2 protein-coding genes are annotated in these 18932 nt (G+C 67.4%); one reads left to right on the forward strand and one right to left on the reverse strand.

Going from position 1 to position 18932, the window contains the following annotated elements; genetic code table 11:
* Positions 1 to 270 precede the first annotated feature (270 nt).
* Entirely contained in the window at positions 271 to 18483 is an 18213-nt protein-coding gene (locus tag KO481_RS19015; RefSeq protein WP_215918534.1) for a non-ribosomal peptide synthetase, read from the forward strand.
* Here KO481_RS19015 and KO481_RS19020 read toward each other — a convergent pair.
* Positions 18461 to 18913 (reverse strand): hypothetical protein, encoded by a 453-nt coding sequence (locus tag KO481_RS19020; protein ID WP_215918535.1) that lies wholly within the window; start codon positions 18911 to 18913, stop codon positions 18461 to 18463. The genes KO481_RS19015 and KO481_RS19020 overlap by 23 nt on opposite strands.
* Between the last annotated feature and the right edge of the window lie 19 nt (positions 18914 to 18932).

Here is an 18932-nt window from a genome sequence, read left to right on the forward strand (position 1 = left end):
CGAATGACCCCCTGCGCTTGTGACTTTGGTCCCTGGGATTGATGTAGCAAGTGATCAGACGATGGACGGATGACTGAAACGTCCGGGCAACGAGGGCGTCGGTGTGTGCCGACAAGATCGGGCGCCGATCGTAATGGAGGCATCTTCCCGCTTGATCCGCTAGGTCACAGCTACCGCATTGCAAACAACTAACGAGCCGATATCAGCCACGTTGCAGCAATGTAACTAGGCGGCCTGGATTCAAGAATGAAGAAATCGGTGGAGGTCGAAATGCGCCAATCGAAGAGTGGCGTCGATAGTCGTCCGGACCAGTCGAAATCATCCAACCTCGAGTCTGCGAGGCTTTCTGTCAATGGGACCTATGGTAACGGTTCCGGCAAGCTATCCACCTCGCGACTGCCACCCTTCGACGTTCGACCGCTGACCGCAGCGCAGCGGGGAATTTGGTTTGCCCAGCATCTCTCGAAGTCGTCACCGATATCGGTGGCGCAATACGTCGAGATCGTCGGCGAGTTGAATACGGAATTGCTCGTCGAGGCATGCAGAACCGCTAGTCGCGAGTTCGGATCCGGCAACCTGCGCCTGGTCGAGATCGACGGGGAGCCACGGCAGTTCGTCGACGGAGCACACGGCGCATCGGTATCGGCCATGGATTTGCGCGGGCACGCCGATCCAGTTGCGACCGCGCACCGGCTCATGGTCGAGGACTATTCCGCTCCCCTGGACCTGCTGAACGACCACCTTATGACAAGTATTGTGTTCCAGGTCGGATCGGATCATTTTCTGTGGTATCAGCGTGCCCACCATATTGCTCTCGATGGATTTGCCGCGGTAACAATGCTCCACCGGATAACCGACCTGTACAACGCGTGGGTGAACAACGAAGAGCCCGCAGCGTGCGCGGCGCAAGACCTGGGGGACGTCGTCGAACAGGATCTGGCATACCGGGATTCGGAGCGCTTCGACAACGACCGGCAGTACTGGATGGAGCATCTCGCCGGTGCTCCTCCCGTCGTGAGCCTGGCAGATCGCGTGGGCAAACCCACCATTCATCCGGCGCTCGTGAGCACACCGCTGCCGCCCGGCACCGCGCATCTGCTGGACACCGTTGTGCTCGAACGCAGTACGAGTGTCACGCCGATCATCGTCGCGGCGTTCGGCGCCTATCTCGCGCGAATGACCGGAAGCGACGAGGTGTTGCTGAGCCTGCCCGTTTCGGGTCGGCACTCCGCGGTGCTGCGCCGTTCCGGCGGAATGGTGGCCAATGTCGTCCCGCTGCGCGTGCAGGTCGCCGGCCACACTGTCGGTGAACTGATCACCGCCGTGCAGAGCGAATTGACCAGTGCCCTCCGGCGGCAACGGTATCGCCAGGAAGACATATTCCACGATATGGGCATTGCGCGCGACGAGACGGCATCCTTCGGGCCGGCAGTGAATATCATGATGGTCGAGAACGAGGTTGTACTCGGCAAGACGACCGGACGCCTCAACGTCCTCACCTCGGGCCCCACCGCCGACCTTTTCATCAACATCTACCCGGGCGCGGGCCGGGACAGCACCCATATTGATTTCCAGGGCAATCCGACCGCCTATAGCGCCGCGGAGCTCGCCGGCCACCACCGGCGATTCCTGATGTTTCTGCGTGAGTTCCTCGCCGGCGGTGCAGGATTCCCGGTCGACAAACTGCCGCTGCTCGAGGGACAGGAACGGTCCGCGCTATTGCCCGTGCGGGGGCCCAGCGGGATCGAAACACAGCTGCTTCCGGACATTCTGACCGAGAGCGCACACCGGAATCGTGATGCGTGCGCGATCGCCTCGACCGGCCGGTCGATGACCTACGGCGAGCTGGACGCCAGATCCTCACAGCTGGCCCGGAAGCTGACCGCTCTGGGGTGCGGGCCGGACACCGCGGTGGCGATCATGCTGCCCCGCTCGATCGAATCGGTCGTGGCGACCTGGGCCGTGGCCAAATGCGGGGCCGCGTTCGCGCACTTGTCCCCGGAGTACCCGGCCAAACGGATAGCACACATGATTGCCGACAGCGGCGCGGTAGTGGCGATCACCGTCGAGACGCTCCGGCAGCGGCTCCCGCTCACGGTGCACGGGGTGGTGCTCGACGACCCCGCGACCCGACGCGAATGCGAGCGCGCCGCGGACGGACCGATTTCCGACGATGACCGGATCCGCCCGCTGCGGCCGTCCAACGTCGCCTACCTCACCTACACCTCGGGCTCGACCGGATTGCCGAAGGGCGTTCAAGTCACTCACACCGGCTTGGCGAATCTGATTGCCGACCGCGCCACGACCTACGGAATCGATACGACATCGCGTGTGTCCTATGCACTCTCGCCCAGTTTCGACGCCTCCCTGGAACAGTTTCTGACCTGTTTCGCGAGCGGGTCCGCGCTGGTGGTGGTGCCGCCCGACGTGACCGGCGGTGAGCCGCTCACCCAGCTGCTGGCCGACGAGCACGTGACCCACCTGACGCTGACGCCCACGATGCTGGCCACCGTGGACCCGAATCAGACGCCCGAGCTGCGGGCCGTGGTGGTCGGTGGCGATGCGTGTGCACAGCACGTCATCGAGCGGTGGACCCAGTCTCTGTCCATGTACAACGAATACGGGCCCACCGAAGCCACCGTGACCGCTGTCGGCGCCATGATGCGAGCCGACCGGGCGCACACGGTCGGTGGACCCATCCGCGGAGTCTCGGCCATGGTGCTGGACCGCACGCTGCAACCGGTGCCCAAGGGCACCGCCGGCGAGTTGTATCTGGCCGGACCGGGTTTGGCCCGGGGCTATAGCCATCTGTCCGGCGAAACCGCCGCACGGTTCGTTGCCGATCCATACGGCGATACCGGCGAACGGATGTATCGCACGGGCGATATCGCGCGTTGGACCGGAGGCGACTCCGAGATGGCGCTGGAATTGATTGGGCGCAGCGACTTCCAGGTGAAGATCCGCGGCTACCGGATCGAACCGAGTGAAATCGACGCCACGCTCACCACGCACGAGGATGTGGATCTGTCGGTCACGGTGCCGGTGCAGAACAATGCCGGCACGACCGTGCTGGCGTCCTACGTCGTCCCGGTCGACGGCCGTCGGATCGATCCGCTGGACCTGGAGCGCTTCGCCCGCGAATCGCTGCCGCCGCACATGGTCCCGGCGGTCTTGCTCACCTTGGACGCCCTTCCGGTCAATGCGTTCGGCAAGCTCGATCGCCACGCGCTGCCCAAGCCCGAATTCGGGACCGCGCCGGCGGGCCGGCCGCCGGCCACCCCCCGGGAGAAGGTGATGGCGGGGCTGTTCGCCGAGGTGCTCGGGGTACCGCAGGCCGGGGCGGAGGACAGCTTCTTCGCCCTCGGCGGCGACAGCATTCTCTCGATTCGGCTGGTGGCCCGGGCCAAGGCCCTGGGATTGAGCTTCTCCACCCAGGATGTGTTCGTGCACAAGACCGTCGCGCGCCTGGCGGCCATGGCGACGGCAGCCGGCGCTACCCCCACCTTGGCCGAGTTGCCCGGCCGCGGCGTCGGGTCGATGCCGTTGTCCCCGATCGTGCACGCCATGCTCGATCGGGGGCACTACGACCGATTTGCACAGGCCGCACTGGTGCAGCTGCCGGAGCGGGTGGATCGAACAGGTCTCGTGCGCGCCCTTCGATCCCTGCTGGATCGCCATGACATGCTGCGCGCGGCGCTGCGCGGCGACGAGTCGGTCGATCCATACGTCGAGGTGCTCGATCGGGAAGCGGTCGACGCGCACACCGTCCTGGTTGACGTTCGGCTCGATCGCCGCGATGCCGCCGAGGTCGACCGGCACCTGCAAGCGGCCGCGGATCGGTTGGATCCGAGCAATGGTGTGCTCATTCAGGCGGTGTGGATGCAGGACGATGGTTCGCGACCCGACCTGCTGTGGCTGGTGATCCACCACCTCGCCGTCGACGCGGTCTCGTGGCGCATCATCCTCGCCGACCTCGCGAAAGCCTGGTCACAGGTTTCCGCCGGCGAGGAACCAGATCTGGGCCCGATCACCACCTCGTTCCGGCGATGGGCGCACGGCCTCGTCGAGCAGGCACCGAGCAGGCGGTCGACGGAGCTCGACACATGGAAAGATGTCCTCGAACGAGGCGATCAGCTCCTCGGATCGCGCCGGCTCGAGCCCAATCGTGACGTCGCAGCCACGGCGGGCCGGTTGCAGCAGCGCATACCCGCCGCCGTCGCCGAGGCGGTTCTCACCACCATCCCGGCCCGCTTCCACTGCGGCGCCAATGATCCCCTGCTGGCCGCGCTGGTGCTGGCACTCGGGCAGTGGCGGCGCCGGCGCGGGATGGCGGCCACCGCAGAGTTGATCTCGCTGGAGGGGCACGGCCGCGAGGAACAGGCCGTCCCGGGTGCCGATCTCGGCGCAACAGTGGGCTGGTTCACCACGCGCTTCCCGGTCCGCATCGATGCGACGAACGTCGATGCCGCCGATGCCCTCGCAGGCGGCGTGAGTGCGGGACTGGCGATCATGCAGGTGAAGGAGCAGCTACGAGCGGTGCCCGACAACGGGATCGGCTACGACATGCTGCGCCGTCTCGATCCCGGGGGCAGCGCCGAGCTCGCACACCTGCCCGAACCACAGATCAGCTTCAACTACCTCGGGCGAGTGGGGGCCGGTGAGCTCTCGGGACCCTGGACACCGACGACCGAATTCACCGCCCTCACCGCCACGAGCGATCCGGCGATGGCGCTGCCCGCTGTACTCGACATCAACGCGATCGCCGAGGAGGGACGCGACGGGCTCGAACTGAATGTGACATGGGAGTTCGCCGCACAGGTGTTGAGCGGTGAGGAGGTCGGCGAGCTCGCCGAGCTATTGCAGAAGGCCCTGGAAGCGCTTGCCGCGCACGCCCGATCGGACACCGCGGAGGTCTTCACTCCGTCCGACTTCCCGCTCGTGGCGACATCGCAGGACGAGGTCGACCGATGGGTGCGGGACTACCCGTCGATGACCGATGTCTGGCCACTTACCGCCTTGCAGTCCGGGCTACTGTTCCACACGAATTACGACAACGCCGGCGACGACGGCTACATCGTGCAGGCAGCCCTCACGTTTGCGGGGCAGGTGGACGCGGAACGCATGCGGCGGGCCGCGCAGCTGCTCATCGACCGGCACGACAGCCTCCGGACCGCATTCGTCGAGAGCGCCGACGGGCCACGTCAGATCGTGCTGCGGGACGCCGAGGTCGATTGGCGCCAGTCCAGCATCACCGAGATCAGCGAAGTCGGCCAGCGGACCGACGCACTTGCGCGGCTCGCGGCCTCGGCGGCGGCACCGTTCGATCCGGCCCATCCGCCGCTGGTGCGTTTTCACCTCGTGCGCACCGGAATGGATATGTTCCGGCTGCTGGTCACCAACCACCACCTCGTGCTGGACGGCTGGTCGATGCCCGTGCTGATTCACGAGCTGCTCTCGTTGTACGCATCCGACTGCGACACTGCCGAACTCGCGTCCCCGCGGTCGTACCGAGAGTATCTGCAGTGGCTGCACGCTCAGGACCGCGATGCCGCAACGGCCGCCTGGCGGGAGATGCTCGCCGGAATCGACAGTCCGACGCGGGTTACCACCGGGCCGGATCAGGCCCTCACCGCGCACGCCGGCGAAGTCGAGCTGAACCTGGATGCCGCGACCACCGCGGCGATTCTCGATCTGGGCCGCTCGCACGAGGTCACTGCCAACACGACCCTGCAGGTGGCGTGGGCCTTGCTGGTGGCCGTCCTGACCGGACGGTCGGACGTGGTGTTCGGCAATACGGTGTCCCATCGCCCACCGGAACTTCCGGACATCGAGCGCATGGTGGGGTTGCTGGTCAACACCCTGCCCGTCCGAGTCCGGCTGCAGCCCGATGAAACCGTCGCCGATCTGCTCGCGCGCGTGCAATCCGAGCAGGCCGCCATGACGCGTCATCAGCACGTCGGCCTGGCGGAGTTGCAACGGGCGTCCGGCATCTCCGGCATGTTCGACACCGCGACGGTGCTGGAGTCCTACCCGCTCGACCAGGACCTGTTGGCACGCAGTCTCCACGACGCCGGTTTGCGACTCGTCGATATCGACGCACACGATGCCACGCCGTATCCGCTGAGTCTGCAGGTGACCCCGCCGTCGAGCCGTAGCGGCCGTCCGGACGACGGCGGGCCCGGCACTTTCACGGTGACGCTGAAATACGCCACGGACCGGTTCGATTCGGACGACGCACGCACCCTGCTCGAGCGATTCGCGCTGCTCGTCACCCAGATCGTCGCCGATCCCGCCCGGAAGGTCTCCACAATCTCCTCCTGCCGGGAATCCGAACGCACGGAACTGCTGTCGATCAACGGCGAGGAGCCGGTCACGAAGCTGGTGTTGCGCGAGATCCTGTGGGGCACCGCGGAGCGTTACCCGGATGCGGCGGCCCTTCGGTGCGGTGCGACCACCTGGACTTACGGAGAGCTCGCGCGTCGTGCCGACGCGTTCGCCAGGCTGCTGGCCGACCGCGGCGCATGTCCCGAATCGATTGTCGCACTCGCCCTTCCCCGTTCGGCCGAACTGGTGGCAGCGATCTGGGCGGCGGCACGCACGGGGGCGGCATTCCTGCCGTTGGATCCGGGCAGTCCCGCCGCGCGGACGGCGGAGTTGCTGTCCGACTCGCGGATCGGTTTGGGCGTGACGACCGGTGCACTCGCGCAGCACCTTCCGGACACCGTCGACTGGTTGGTGCTCGATGCCGAGCAGGATCTCCCCCCTGGGGCCGGCGTCCCGGCCTCGTTCGACAGGCTGTCGGTCGACAACACGGCGTACATGATCTACACGTCCGGGTCGACCGGAAAACCGAAGGCGGTTCACCTGAGCCATCGCGGGCTGGCCGATCTTGTCGCGGCACAGACCGATGCATTCGGCGTCGGTCCGGATTCGGTGGTGCTGCAGGTCGCATCGCCCGGATTCGACGCCTGTGTCGCGGAATTACTGCTGGCGCACGGCCACGGGGCCTGTCTGGCCGTGGCGCCATCGGAGGTGTATGCCGGGACCGACCTCGAGGAATTTATTCGGACGCAACAGGTTTCGCACGCGGTTATCACACCGTCCGTGCTGAACACCATGACTCCGTCCCGGATACCGTCGTTGACGACGCTCGCGGTCGTCGGCGAGGCAACCGGACCCGATACCGTAAACCGGTGGGGGCCCGGGCGGCGGCTGATGAACCATTACGGACCGACCGAGGACACAATCTGGGCTACCGGGTCCGATGACCTCGTCCCCGGCGAACCGGTGACGATCGGTGGCCCGATCCGAGGCGCATCCGCCATGGTTCTGGACACGTGGCTGCGGCCGGTGCCGGTCGGGGTCGCGGGTGAGCTCTATCTCGGCGGGCCGGGACTTGCCCGCGGGTACGTCGACCGACCGAGCCTGACCGCCTCGCGCTTCGTCGCGGATCCGGGGTCCGCCCACGGCGAGCGGATCTATCGCACCGGTGATTCCGTGCGCTGGGTGCGCGGTCGCGCCGGGTTGGCGCTCGAGTACCTGGGTCGCTGCGATCAGCAGGTCAAGATTCACGGACTGCGGATCGAGCCGGAGGAGATCGACGCCCACGTGGCCCGGCACCCGGATGTGGCGAGTGTGGCCACCGTTGCGGTGCAAGGGCCTGCCGGCGAACCGATCCTGGTGTCCTATGTCGTTTGCGCGCAGGGCGGTGCGGTGGATGTGGCGGCCCTGAGCGACGATCTCGCGCTCCGGTTACCCCGTTACATGAACCCCGCGGTGATCGTGCAGCTCGAGCAGATGCCCCGCACGCCTACGGGAAAGATCGATCGGAAAGCATTGCAGCAGCGCACGTTCGGTCCCGACGTTGTCGGCGGAAGGCCGCCGTCGACGCCGATGGAGCAGACCGTGGCGAGACTCTTCGCCGAGGTGCTCCGTCTCGACACCGTGTCCGCCGACAGCAACTTCTTCGCGCTCGGCGGGGACAGCATCGTCTCGATGCGGCTGGTTGCTCTGGCGCGATCGGCCGGGCTCACCCTCACACCGCGAGATGTGTTCGAAGGCAAGACGGTTGCCACCCTCGCCGCCATGGCGGGAGGCGATGCGGCACCGGTGGACATCGAGGAACCCGTTCGACTCCCGGCAGCCGAGCGTCCTTCGGATTCTCCGCTCGTCGCGCTCACACCACGGGACATCGATCGGCTCGAACGGCAGTACACGGGCCTGTCCGAGGTGTGGCCTTTGTCGCCCATGCAATCCGGTCTGCACTTTCATTCGACGTTCGCCCCGGACGGCGGGGACAACTACACCGTCCAGACTGTGATCGGCTTTTCCGGTGCGGTCGATGCCGAGCGCCTGCGGCGCGCCGCTCAGGCCGTGGTCGACCGGCACGACATCCTGCGGGCCGCCTTCGCGGAGACGGCGTCCGGGCCGTGCCAGGTCGTGCTGGACCATGCCGAGATCGCCTTCCAGGAAATCGATCTCACCGTCGACGGTTCGCAAACCCCGCACGATGCGGAATCCATTGCCGCAACGGACGCGGCGCGAGGTTTCGACCTGTCGGCTCCTCCGCTGATCCGATTCACACTGATCCGCCTCGATGCGGGGGCTTTCCGGCTGCTGGTCACCAACCACCATGTGATCCTGGACGGCTGGTCGATGCCGCTGCTGATGCGAGAACTGCTGGACTACTACGGATCACCCGCACATATCGACGCCGCCGAACCCGCGCCCTCCTACCGCGACTATCTGGCCTGGCTGGGCCGGCAGGACAGCGCGGTATCCAAGGCGGCATGGGCGCAAGCCTTCTCGGATGTCCAGGCACCGACCCGCGTGTCCCGCGGAGCCGGCGCGACGGGCTCGGTGTCCGCTGCCGAGGTCCGGGCCGAGCTGACCGCGGGCCGTTTCCAGGAGCTGCGTCGCACGGCAGCGGAGGCGGCGGTCACCATCAATACGGCCGTCGCCGCTGCTTGGGCGCTGAATCTGCGCATCCTGACCGGTGAGACCGATGTGATCTTCGGGTCGTCGGTCTCGGGCAGGCCCGCGGAGTTGTCACAGGTCGATCAGACGCTCGGCATGTTCCTGAATACGATTCCCACCCGAGTCCGGCTCGACCCCACCGCGACCGTGCGCGAGCTGCTGACCGATATTCAGGCCCGACACGCCAGCATGCTGGATCATCATTACGTCGGACTGCCCGAGATCCACCGCAGCGTCGGCCTGCCCGAACTCTTCGACACCGCTATTACGTTCCAGTCGTTCCCCGTCGACCGGGCGGCACTGCAGCAGCTTGTCGAATCGGTAGGTTTACAGGTGGACGAGCTCAGTGGTGTGGACGCGACTCCGTATCCGCTGAGTCTGGTCGTGGAGCCGATGCAGGTCGAGCACAGCGAGACCGCGGTATTCGAGATGGCGGGGCTGCAGATCACCCTCCGATTCCACGACCGCGAATTCGATACCGCATCGGCGCGCCGCATCCTCGACCGCTTCGTCGAGTTGCTGGGCTGGATCGCCGCCAACGCCGCCGGGCGGCTCGGCGAACTTTCCGTCGCGGAGCAGTCGGGTCCATCGTGGCCGATTTCGAGTGCGGCACACGCGATCCCGGATTCGCTGGATCGAATACTGGCCCAGTCCGTCGCCGTCGCACCCGACGCCATCGCCGTGCGGTACGAGACGATGGTTCTGACCTACCGGCAGCTCGACGAACGATCCACTCGTCTTGCCCGGGTCCTACTGCGCCATGGTGCCCGGCGCGGAAGGGTCGTCGCCTCCGTGCTTCCACGATCCCCGGCGGCCACCGTCACCCTGTGGGCCGTGGCGAAGACCGGCGCCGCAATCCTGCCGATCGATCCGACCCTGCCGGCGGAGCGAATCGAATTTCTGCTGTCGGACTCGAACACCGCGCTCGGGCTGACCGACACGTCCACCGTGATGGCTCTTCCCGACGACGTCGATTGGCTGATCCTCGACCAGGAACAGACAGTCGGCACCCTGGACTCGGTTCCTGCCACGCCGATCACCGATGTCGAACGCGGCGAACCGATTCGGCGGGATCAGACCGCATTCGTGAGCTACACCTCCGGGTCGACCGGAACGCCCAAGGGCGTCCTGGTCAGCCATCGCGGTCTGGCCGACCTCGTCGCGGCACAGCGGCGAGTGCTCGGCGCGGACCCGACGTCGGTGGTCCTGCAGGTCGCCTCGCCCAGCTTCGACGCCTCGATATTCGAGTTGTTGCTGGCGCACGGCTCGGGCGGTCGGCTGATCGTCGCGCCCGCAGATCTCTTCGCCGGTCCCGCGTTGGCGGAACTGATAGGTCGCGAACGCGTTTCGCATGCCGTGATGACCCCCTCGGCGCTGGCGACAATTCCGCACGAGGGCCTGCACGCGCTGCGTGTGCTGGCCACGGCCGGTGAACCGGTCGGGCCGGAACTGGTCGATCGGTGGGCGTCGCACCGCACCATGGTCAATCTCTACGGCCCGAGCGAAAGCACCATTTGGGCGACGGCCAGCGAGGCCCTGACCCCCGGTGCTGCGATCACGATCGGCAGGCCGGTCGGCGCGGTCGCGGCCGTGGTCCTGGATACCTGGTTGCGGCCCGTGCCACACGGTGTCACGGGCGAGCTGTACCTGCTCGGCACGGGCCTGGCCGACGGGTACATCGCCAGGACGGGGCTGACCGCGGCGCGGTTCGTGGCCTGCCCGTTCGGTGCGCCGGGTCAGCGCATGTACCGGACCGGCGACGTGGTGCGCCGCACCGCCGACGGCGACATGGAGTTCTTGGGGCGCAACGATTTCCAGGTGAAGGTGCGTGGGACCAGGGTCGAGGTGGGCGAGATCGACGCGGTGCTGGGGGCGCGTGCGGATGTGGCATACGCGGTCACGGTGCCGCGCGAGGATGGTGGGCCGGCGGTGACGCTGGTGTCCTATGTCGTGCCCGCACCCGGGACGAACCTGTCGAGCGAGGAGTTGCGCGCGGCGCTGGCCGCGGCGTTGCCCGCATACATGGTGCCCGCCGCGGTGATGCTACTGGACGAGGTGCCGTTGACCCCCAACGGCAAACTGGATCGCGGGCGGTTGCCCGAGCCGGTCGCGGTCAGGCGCGAATTCCGGGCGCCGTCGCCGGGCCTGGAAGAATTGGTCGCGCGGACCTTCGAGCAGGTGCTCGAGGTGGAACGGGTGGGAGTCGACGACGACTTCTTCGAGCTGGGCGGCGATTCGCTGAGCGCCTCGCTGGTGGTGGCGCGCATCGGTGCTGCCTTGGACGTGCGAGTGCCGGTGCGGTCGGTATTCGAGGCGCCGACCGTGGGCAAATTGGCCGCGCTCGCAGGCTCGTTCGGTGGGGAGGGCCGCTTGCCGCTGCTGCCGGGAGTGCGCCCCGACCCGGTGCCGCTATCGCTGGCGCAGCAGCGGATGTGGTTCCTGAACCGGTTCGAGCCGGACTCCGCGGCATACAACATTCCGGTGATGCTGCGGTTGTCCGGACGGCTGGACACCGATGCGCTGGCGGCCGCGCTCGCCGATGTGATGGCCCGTCACGACGTATTGCGGACGATCTACCCGGAAACCTCTGGTGAGCCGCGACAGGTCGTGCTCGACGAGCCCGCGGTGTTGCTGCGGCCGATGCGAGTGCCGGCGGATGCCATCGCGGATGCGGTGAGCGAGTTCGTGCGCGGCGGATTCGATGTAACCACCCAGGTACCGATGCGCGTGGCACTGTTCGACGTCGGTGCCGAACGCGACAGCGACACCGGACAGTTCCTGCTGGTACTGGTCGTTCATCACATCGCCGGCGACGGACAGTCGATGGGGCCACTGGCCCGCGACGTGATGCTGGCGTATGCCGCGCGCCTGGCCGGGCAGGCGCCGGAGTGGGAGCCACTGCCCGTGCAGTACGCGGACTTTGCGTGGTGGCAACGGCAGATGCTCGGGGCCGCAGACGATCCGGCGTCGCTGATGTCCGAGCAACTGGAGTTCTGGCGCTCGACGCTCGCGGAAGCACCGGACCGGCTGGACCTTCCGGCGGACCGGCCGCGTCCGGCGGTCGCATCGCTGTCGGGAGGCCGGGTACCGGTGCGGATCGATGCCGGGTTGCACGGGCGGCTGCTGCAGCTGGCGCGGTCACGGGGGACATCGCTGTTCATGGTGATGCATGCGGCCCTGGCCACACTGGTGGGACGGCTCGGTGTCAGCGACGACGTCGTGATCGGCACCCCGATCGCGGGACGGGGCGAGCCCGGCCTGGACGATCTGGTGGGCATGTTCGTGAACACGCTGGCGTTGCGTACCCGGGTGGATGCGGCCGAGCCGTTCGCCGAGTTGCTGATGCGCACTCGCGAGACGGACCTGCAGGCGTTCGAGCACGCGGACGTGCCGTTCGAGCGGGTCGTGCAGGAGCTGAATCCGGAGCGGTCCGCGGCGCGGCATCCGTTGTTCCAGGTGGCCCTGGCGTTCGAGAATGTGTCGACGGTGGATGTGGCGCTGCCCGATGTCGTGATTTCCCGGACGGAGGTGGATACCGGGGCGAGCCAGTTCGACCTGCAGCTGGTCCTGTCCGATTCCTCCGGTGATGCCGGTGTGGCGCAAGGTATTTCGGGAATGATGACGTATGCGCGGGACCTGTTCGACGAGGCGACGGCGGCGCAATTCGTCCGGCGTCTGGTGCGGGTGCTGGAAGCCGTCGTCGAGAATCCGGCCATAGCGGTCGGGGACATCGATTGGCTGGAGGCACCGGAGCGCTCGGCGCTCACCTCGCGGGTGGGGGCACGCCCCGCCGAGGTTCCGAACCGACCCGAATTGTTGCCGGAGGTGTTCGCGGCGGCCGTGCGGGACAACGGCGATGGTATCGCCGTCGTATCGGGAGCGGCCACGTTGTCGTATGCGCAGCTGGACGACCGGTCGAGTCGGCTGGCGCGGCTACTGATCGGCCGGGGTGCGGGACCGGAGAATCCGGTGCTGGTGGCGATGGCGCGATCGATGGAGTCCGTCCTGGTGTGGTGGGCGGTGGTCAAGACGGGTGCGGCCTACGTACCGGTGGACCCCGGCTATCCCGCGGGCCGGATCGCGCAGATGGTTTCGGATTCCGATGCGGCACTGGGGGTTACGGTGTCCTCGGCGCGTGAGCGGGTGCCGGGTTCGGTGAACTGGATCGTGCTCGACGATCCGGCTGTCGCCGCGCAGATCGACGCGTCGGCGAGCGGCCCGATCGACGATGATGAGCGGACGCGGCCGCTGCGGGCCTCGGATATCGCCTACGTGGTCTTCACTTCAGGATCCACCGGAGTGCCGAAGGGCGTCGTCAACACCCATTCCGGCATCGCCGATTTCGTCTCCGGGTGGCGCACCGGCGGCGAGCTCCGGCATACGTCCCGGGTGTTGCACTTCGCGTCACCGTCCTTCGACGCGGCGCTGATGGAGATCCTGATTGCGGTCAGCGGGGCCGGTGCGCTGGTCGTGGCGCCGGCCGGGATCTACGGCGGAGGTGAGCTGGCCGAGCTGTTGCGCGACCAGCGGGTGACCCATGCGTTCATGACCCCGGCCGCGCTCGCGTCGGTCGATCCGACCGGACTGGACGACCTGCGGATGGTGCTGTCCGGTGGTGACGAGGTCCCATCGGATCTGGTGCAGCGGTGGGCGGGCACCGATCTCGCGGGCGACCGGAAGTTCCGGGTGCTGTACGGGCCGACAGAGGCGACCTTTATTGCCACGGCGACGGGTGCGCTGCACGCGGGTGACCGGGTGACGATCGGTGCCCCACTGCCGGGAACACAGGCGCTGGTCCTGGATGGCCGCTTGCAGCCCGTGCCGGTCGGAGTGGCCGGAGAGTTGTATCTGGCAGGACCGGCACTGGCGCGCGGGTATCTGAGGATGGTGGCGACGAATGCGGCGCGATTCGTGGCACACCCGTTCGGGGAGCCGGGAAGTCGGATGTACCGCACCGGCGATGTGGTGCGCTGGAATGCCGATGGCGTGCTCGAGTTCTTGGGGCGCAACGACTTCCAGGTCAAGATCCGCGGCTACCGGGTCGAGCTGGGTGAGATCGACGCGGCACTGCGAGCGCGGGCGGATGTGGCATACACGGTCACCGTACCGCGGCGAACGGAGGCGGGTCAGGTGATGCTGGTGGCCTATGTGGTCCTCGAAGCCGGGGCGAGTGTGTCGGGCGAGGCGTTGCGGTCGGCGCTGACCAAGGTGCTGCCCTCGTACCTGGTGCCCGCCTCGGTGATGATCCTCGACGAGGTTCCCCTGTCGCCGAGCGGAAAGCTCGACCGCGCAGCTCTGCCCGCACCCGTGGTCGAGGCCAAGCGATTCCGAGCCCCGGCGTCACCGGTGGAGGAAATCGTGGCCGGCGTCTTCAGCGACGTGCTCGGTGTCGACGGACCCGTGGGCGTCGACACCGACTTCTTCGAATTAGGTGGCAACAGCCTGGTCGCCACCCGGGTGGCCGCGCGAATCGGCGCCGCGCTCGATGCGACCATCCCGGTGTCGATGATCTTCGAGGCACGGACGGTCGCGCGATTGGCCGCGCGCGCCGAGTCGCATGCCGACACCGGCCGCGTGGCGCTGAGCGCACAGCCACGGCCGCAACGAATTCCGCTGTCGTACGCACAGCAGCGGATGTGGTTCCTGAACCGGCTCGAACCCGACTCGGCCGCCTACAGTATTCCGATCGTGCTGCGGCTGTCCGGAGAGCTGAATCTCGATGCGCTGCGCGCGGCGATCCAGGATGTGCTGAACCGGCACGAGGTACTGCGGACGGTATACCCGTATGCCGAGGGCGCGCCGTCGCAGGTCGTCCTACCGGTCGCCCGGGCACTGACGCCGACGACCGTCATCCCGGTCGCGGAATCCGAACTGGCCGAGGCGGTGTCGGCGTTCGCCGCGACCGTCTTCGACGTCACGGTCGAGATCCCGGTGCGGGTACGGCTGTTCGAGCTCGGGCCGAACGACTGGGTCGTGGCCGTGGTGGCGCACCATATTTGCTGCGACGGGTCGTCGCTGGGCCCGCTGGCCCGGGACATGATGACCGCATACGCAGCCCGCCTGCTCGGGGAGGCGCCGAGCTGGTCTCTACTGCCGGTGCAATATGCCGATTACGCGATCTGGCAGCGGACGGTGCTGGGGACCGAAGACGATCCCCGGTCGCTGTTGCACGCCCAGATCGACTACTGGACACGGGAACTGGCGGATCTTCCAGCCATGCTGGAACTGCCGACCGATCGACCGCGGCCGCCCCTGCAGTCCTACGCGGGCACGACCGTACCGATCACGGTCGACGCCGGCCTGCATGCAGAACTGCAGCAGGTCGCGCAGGCACACAATACGACGCTGTTCATGGTCTTCCACGCCGCGTTGGCGGCCACGCTGGCCCGGTTGGCGGGTACGGACGACGTCGCCATCGGCACTCCCTATGCGGGCCGCGGGGAGCCCGAACTCGACGATCTGGTCGGGATGTTCGTCAACACCCTGGTGTTGCGGACTCGATTGACCCCGGCGATGACGTTCACCCAATTGCTCGAGCACGTGCGGGGAACCGATCTGGCCGCATTCGGGCACGCCGATGTTCCGTTCGAGCGGCTGGTGCAGGAGCTGAACCCGACGCGGTCGCATGCACACCATCCGCTGTTCCAGGTGATGCTGGCCTTCCAGAACGTCGCCCGGGCCCAGTTCGACCTGCCGGGGCTCTCGGCGTCGATCGTGACGGCCGACGTCGACACCGCCCTGTTCGACCTGCAGATCACGGTGTCGGATTCCTACGACTCCACCGGCGCCCCGGCCGGCATCAGCGGCGGGGTAACCTACGCGAGCGATCTGTTCGACACGACGACCGTGACCACGATCGTCGATCGCCTGTTGCGGCTGCTCAGCGCCCTGGTGACCGATCCGGCACAGCAGGTCCGCGATGTGGATCTGCTCAGTGTGCAGGAACGGGAAACGGTTCTGGCACAGTGGAATTCGACCGATCGCACGCTGCCTCCGGGCGAGACACTCGCCTCGCTCTTCGCGCATTCGGAACAGGTGCACAGGGATCGGCCTGCGGTGATCTTCGGCGAACAGTCGCTGACCTACGCGGAATTCGCTTCTCGCGTATACCGGCTGGCGCGGTGGATGATCTCCCGCGGTGTGGGTCCGGAGTCGTTGGTGGCGCTGCGGATGCGGCGTTCGCTGGACCAGGTCACCGCCATGTACGCGGTGCACGCCGCCGGCGGGGGGTACCTGCCGGTCGATCCGGACCTGCCGGCCGACCGCATCGCGTACATGCTCTCGACCGCCGCACCGGCGCTGGAGCTGTCGTCCCTCGATGGGCTGGAGCTGTCCGGATTCGACGACGCGCCGGTCACCGACGCCGATCGGCTCGCGCCGCTGCGGCCGCACAATCTCGCGTATGTGCTCTTCACCTCGGGGTCTACCGGACGGCCGAAAGGTGTTGCAATAAACCACTGTTCGGTGGTGAACCAGGTGCGGTGGCTGAGCGCGGCCTACGAGCTGACGCAGGCGGACGTGGTGTTGCAGAAGAGCCCCGCGACGTTCGATATGTCGGTGTGGGAGCTGTTCGCGACCCTGGCGGTCGGTGCGCGGCTGGTGATCGCGCGTCCCGACGGGCATGGCGATCCTGCTTATCTCGCCGAAACCATTGCCGCCCAGCAGGTCACGATCACGGCGTTCGTCCCGTCGATGCTGGCGGTGCTCGCGGACGCGGCACCGGCGCAGTCACTGGGGTCGCTGCGGGCGATACTCGTGGGCGGTGAGGCATTCGGTGCGGAGATGGTGGCCGCGGTGCGGCGGATAATGCCCGAGGTCGAGTTGCATAATCTGTACGGGCCGACCGAGGGCACTGTGGCCGCGACCGCGCATCGGGCGGCCGACGCCGACAGCGGGAGCATGCCGGTGGGCTCGCCGGTGTGGAACACGCGAGCATACGTACTCGACAACCGGTTGCATCCGGTACCGCCCGGTGTTGCCGGGGAGCTGTACCTGGCGGGTGCCCAGCTCGCGCGCGGCTATCAGTCGCGTCCGGGCCTCACCGCGGAACGGTTCATACCCGACCCGTACGGCGAGGGGCATCGCCTGTACCGCACCGGCGACGTGGTGCGCTGGCGCCGCACCGGTGAACTGGAATACCTGGGCCGCACCGATTTGCAGGTGAAGCTGCGCGGCCTGCGCATCGAACTCGGTGAAATCGAGGCAGTACTCGCCGAGCATGCCGGTGTCGCCCGAGCGATCGCCGTGGTGCATTCCAGCGGCACCGTGGATCATCTCGTCGGCTACCTCGTGCCTGCCGCGGGCGCGACGATCGACACCGCGGCGGTTCTGGCGTATGCGGCAACCAAGCTGCCCGATTACATGGTGCCCTCCACCGTGACGGTGCTCGACACGGTGCCGCTCACCGTGTCGGGCAAGCTGGACCGCAACCGGCTACCGGATCCGGTACTCGCGGTTGGGGAATTCAGGGAGCCCTCCTCGTGGCTGGAAGGCGAGGTTGCGCGGGCCTTCGGAACGGTCCTCGGCGTGGATCGGGTGGGCGCCGACGACGACTTCTATGCGTTGGGCGGTAACTCACTCATGTCGGTGCAGGTGGTGACCGAGTTGAAGAAGGAGCTCGACTACGAGATTCCGATCGGCTGGATGTTGTCGGATCCCTGTCCGGCCGATTTGGCGCGGCGGATCGAATCCGGCATGCACTCCGGTGAAACCGCCGACCGGATCGCTTCCGGCTTCGACGTGCTGCTACCGATCCGGACGACCGGTCAGCGACCACCGTTGTTCTGTATCCATCCGGCGCTGGGCCTGTCGTGGTGCTACCGCACCCTGGACCAGTACCTGTCCGCCGATCGACCGATCTACGGCATTCAGGCGCCGCAGGTCCGCGGGGAGATCCCCGGTCCGACATCGGTCGGGGAAATCGCCGAACGCTACGTCGAGGAGATCCGGACGATCCAGCCGCACGGCCCCTATCATCTGCTCGGTTGGTCGCTCGGTGGGTTGCTGGCCCACGCCATCGCCGTCCAGCTACGCGCCGCAGGTGAACAGGTTGCGCTACTGGCACTCCTGGACGCCGAGGCGGACGGTATCGACGAAGCGGCGGTCTCCGCCGTCACGGTCGGAGAACTGATCAGCAACCTTGGCCCGGTCATGGGCATCGATTTCGTGCGGCCCGATGCGACCGCCGCGGAAGCCGCGGAGCTGATCAACGAGCACCTGGGCCACAGCCTCGGGATCGACGGCGAAACGCTCGAGCGCCTGACCGACGCCTACAACATGTCGATCCAGGCAGCCAGTGTGTGGCAACCTCAGACGTTGGACGGTGACGTGCTCTACTTCACCGCGACACGGGACAGGCGATCCGACGCCGCGGGTCACCGGGGCTGGGCGCCTCTGGTCCGCGGGCAGATTTCGAATGTCGACATCGATGCCGCGCATCTGGCTATGACCGAACCGGGCGCGATGGCCCAGATCGCCGAGATCCTCAACGCACGACTGGACCGCTGACCGGAGGGACCGGTGCCCCGGCGTGGTTCCCTGCCGGGAGGGGCGCGGTCACACCCACTATCGTCCCGACCGACGCCCCGAGCGCCGCACCGAGCAGGGCGGCGGGGGCGGCAACGACGGCGACCCCGACGGCCGCGCCGAGCAGCGGGCCGACGACCACACCGGTCGGCAGGAACGGAATGCCGACGATACCGCCGGCAACGGCGCCGACCAGGGCGGCCGGTATCGCAAGCGGAATAGAGAGCCCCGCCCCGATGCCCGCCCCGATCGCCGCGCCGACACCCGCGTCCACGACGGTGGCGGTGCATCTGGTGGGATCTGCCGGGATGTACAGGCAGATGGTCTGGACCGGATGCGTCAGACCCGGACTATCAGCCGGAATCGACTGGGGTATGACGACGGCGTGCGGACCCACTGTGCTCGGCGGCACAACCGGGAGCGCGATCGTT

The organism is Nocardia albiluteola, assembly GCF_018860155.1.
GTDB lineage: Bacteria > Actinomycetota > Actinomycetes > Mycobacteriales > Mycobacteriaceae > Nocardia > Nocardia albiluteola.

Excerpts from the sequence above, each read along its gene's own strand:
- KO481_RS19015 (WP_215918534.1), top strand. The coding sequence starts at position 271 with ATGCGCCAATCGAAGAGTGGCGTCGATAGTCGTCCGGACCAGTCGAAA.